Raw genomic sequence first — 3,109 nt, forward strand, 5'->3', positions numbered from 1 at the left:
TTTCTTACATACAATGTATAATCTGCAGGTGCCAATCCTGTAAAGGTATTCGATGACTGATACGTTATTCCATCCAAACTATATTCAACGCCAGATTGGGTTGCTATCGCTATACTTCCTGATGGAGTTCCACAAGTTGGTTGTACGACACTGGTACTTGTTGGTACAACTGGAGGAGTTGGAATTGCATTAATTATAATAGGATCTACTGAAGAAAGAACACAAGAATTATCTAATTTATTTCTTACATATATTGTATAATTTCCCTGAGTTAATCCCGAAAACTCATTAGAATTTTGATAAGCTACACCATCTATACTATATTCTACACCCGGCTGTGCCGATATAACAATTGTCCCTGATTGTAAAGCACATGTAGGTTGTATTACACTAGCAGTTGTTGGAATAGAAACAAAATTCATCATAATATTTGCCTCAGAATAACAAGGTGTTAATGCAGCTGAGGAAACCACAACTGGATTTGGATCTTTCAAATTATAATCTACTGAACCAATCCCATAATCTAAATTACTACTTCTTTCTGGACTTAAAAAAGAATTGGTAACCGTTTGACTACCATCTTCTTTATCATTCATAGTTAATCCAAAAAACTTAATATCCCCTGTTGTATAACCAATAAGAGATTTTAAAACTTCAACTTCAAAACCAAGATTATAATCATTAATTCCAACATTATTTTTATTAACACCCATTACTGCTGAAGGCAGGCCTGTAGAAGCACTTCCCAAATAAGTTTTAATAGAAGTACCCGTCTTTAATTCGACAACATTTGCATAATAATTAGTTTCTCCAGCATCTGTAGAAATAACTAAACAATAATCCGCTTGAAAATACGAATCGAATGTACTTGGATTATTATTAAAAAGGTTAAAAGATCGAACTAAAGGATCTGAATTTGCCTCATCACCATAATTTGACATATTAAATCCTCCAGGTTTTGTATCAAGAAACAACAATAAACTTCTATTATTTAGAACTTTACCCGCAATACCTAAAACCAATTTATCTTCGGAAGCACTAATTTTTAATGAATTAATATAGCCCGTCGAAGCATTAGTAGACAATGGTGCTGAAAGAAAATTATCTTCCAAAGCTCCTGTTCCATATGTTTTTTCAGTAATAGCTCCATCCATACTTACCTGATATCTTGTTCTCACTCTTACAACTTGTCCATCAGTTAGAAGATTAGTTGTAAAAATTTTACTTGTAGACATAGATTGCACAACAACCCCATCAACTGAGAATTCAAATAAATCAGCTCCACCTGATGCCGTAAAAGTAACAGATGTTCCCAAACATAGTGGACTTGAGGTATTATTAACCGGAGAAGCCGATAAAGTAACCGCAGGAGGTGTGAAATAAATTGATGCTACAACTGGTACACGCGTACTGGTATCACTTCCTAATCGACTGCGCACATAATACGTTTTAGTCGTAATAATACTTGGACTATAGACATTACCTGTAAATATTGGACTCGCTGAAGTTTGAGATGCGAACCACTCTATAGTTTCAGAACTACTATTTCCGAAGGCGTAAACATTAACCTGCGACGGGCTAATTCCGTCTCCACAAGAACTTCCTGCAATAGTAGAAGGAGGGGATAAAAGAGCAGTAACTTTTGAACTCCTTGAGGTCTTTTTATATTTTTTTATTGTATCCGAAGGAATAATTGTAGTTATTAATTCCAAATTTGTATTATGGATATTTACAACATCTGCCAAATTTTCTGCAATTAATTTATTCCCCAATAACAAATGAAATAGTAAAAATAAAAGTAATTTATTTTTCATAAAATGAATTTTGTCGTTAATATATAATTACTAATAGTTATAACTAAATGATTAATAATTTAAAAAAAATAAAAGTAGGAATTTATTCCCAGTGATTTAATTAATTTTTAATAAAATTTTAACTAAATTATCAACATCTGACCTAATATTTACATCGAAATACAATTGTAAACAAATCATCAAAACACAAATAACTAATTATCTATCAATAAATTATATTTTATATGAGTTGTTTTGAAATGGTCTAAATCTATTTGATATAATTAAAAAATATACTTAAAGAATACTAATAGTTATAATTGATACAAACTAAATTTGGATTAATTATAAAAATTTTGGTGAAATATTAAAAGGAAATATTTGTATTTCCCAATCAGACGCAAGATTCGCAAAGCGCACTTCTTAAGTTATTATAAACGATAATCATTGAATATTTTTAGCTAATTCCTAAAAAAACCCAGATCAACTCCAAGAGACCATCATTATGAAAAACTAAGCTCAAAAGGATTCTTTGATGAGATTAGAATTTAAGAACAAACTAAACTCTTATCACACAGAATTTTGTTTTTTTTAAAAGAAATCAATAAGTTCCAAAGCTAATACTTGCTATACTATTGACTCTTTCTATGGTATTGGTGGTAAAAAACAGCAACGTCAAAACAAGGATTTCTTAAGCAATTACTAACCCGAAGCCGTTATTTTCTATATAAAAAGAAATCGTCGGAAAACAAAATAGACCGTGCTGTGATATTGTTTGAACTATTCCCTTAAATTGAAAAAGCATACAATTTAGCGCAAGATTTAAGAAATATCTTTGAGAAAACAACCGATAAAATTATTAGCCTTTCAAAGTTGGCCAAATGGTATGAAAAAGTAAATCAATCCAGTTTCAAATTCTTCAATGCAAACTTAAAATCGATAATGAATAATTATTAAACTATTTTGATAATAGAAGTACAAATGCTTCAGCAGAATCTTTTAATACCAAAATTAAAGCATTTAGAAGCCAATTTAGAGGAGTGAGAAAGATTGATTTCTTTTTATTCAGATTATCCTCATTCTGTCTAATATCCAACTTTTGGGATTTATCCACTAATCATTCATTATACAAAAAAGCTATAAAGCAAAAAATCCTATTCAAATAAATGAATAGGATTTAATAGAATCTGAAACGAGTTCAGATTAAAGAAAGGCGACGACATACTCTCCCACATAACTGCAGTACCATCTGCGCAGGCGGGCTTAACTACTCTGTTCGGGATGGGAAGAGGTGAGCCCCGCCGCAATAACCACCT

At 31.2% G+C, this 3,109-nt stretch carries 2 protein-coding genes, 1 rRNA gene and 1 pseudogene; 2 read left to right on the forward strand and 2 right to left on the reverse strand.

The genetic code is table 11. The annotated features are described in order from the left end of the window. Window positions 1-1,814 (reverse strand): hypothetical protein (locus tag OA85_RS16880; RefSeq protein ID WP_039111027.1); only part of this gene is annotated, 1,814 nt, incomplete at its 3' end. A gap of 810 nt (window positions 1,815-2,624) precedes the next feature. Between OA85_RS16880 and OA85_RS17745 the strand changes: the two genes are divergently transcribed. Together OA85_RS17745 and OA85_RS17675 are read left to right on the forward strand one after the other, a co-directional pair. Continuing rightward, window positions 2,625-2,750 carry a hypothetical protein gene (locus tag OA85_RS17745; protein WP_304413492.1) on the forward strand — a complete coding sequence of 42 codons (126 nt, stop codon included), beginning with the start codon at window positions 2,625-2,627 and terminating at the stop codon, window positions 2,748-2,750. 50 nt (window positions 2,751-2,800) lie between these two features. Then, window positions 2,801-2,959, forward strand: a pseudogene (locus OA85_RS17675) (hypothetical protein); the annotation flags it as partial. Between the two features lie 42 nt (window positions 2,960-3,001). Here the strand turns inward: OA85_RS17675 and rrf are convergent. Continuing rightward, window positions 3,002-3,109, reverse strand: a 5S ribosomal RNA gene (gene rrf / locus OA85_RS16885); the annotation flags it as partial.

The organism is Flavobacterium sp. AED (assembly GCF_000812945.1).
Taxonomy (GTDB): domain Bacteria; phylum Bacteroidota; class Bacteroidia; order Flavobacteriales; family Flavobacteriaceae; genus Flavobacterium.